The following is a 341-nucleotide window of genomic DNA, read 5'->3' on the forward strand; positions in this document are numbered from 1 at the left end:
CCTCCGAGCGAACGCACCTCGCGATTGATCGCGATCGTATGGCGCGTGATGTCGGCCAGCGCCATCGTGCCTTCGTCCCAAAACCGCACGGCCCACGTGCCGTCTTCCGTCGGCGCGACCGTTTCGACCGGGTAACCTTTCGCTTCGGCCCAGTCCGCGAACTGGTGAACGTCGCTCGGGTCCGGGAAGTACGCCCAGTGCATCACGCGCCGGTTCACGTCGCCGGCGTCGCCTTTCTGCCGCAGCGCATCCAGCACGCGCATGTCGCGCATGATTTGCCAGTCGACGTCGGTCGGGTAAAGGGTCTGCCAGTATGCTTCCTTGTCCGGATCGTCCTGGTG

At 65.1% G+C, this 341-nt stretch carries 1 protein-coding gene; it reads right to left on the reverse strand.

Annotation, left to right across the window (positions count from 1 at the left end; all coding sequences use genetic code 11):
- The coding region (locus tag KVT39_RS36645; RefSeq protein WP_217591447.1) for a ribonuclease E inhibitor RraB at nt 1-341 on the reverse strand (341 nt) is incomplete at both ends.

The sequence above is a fragment of the Burkholderia sp. GbtcB21 genome (assembly GCF_019091065.1).
Classification (GTDB): domain Bacteria; phylum Pseudomonadota; class Gammaproteobacteria; order Burkholderiales; family Burkholderiaceae; genus Burkholderia; species Burkholderia pyrrocinia_C.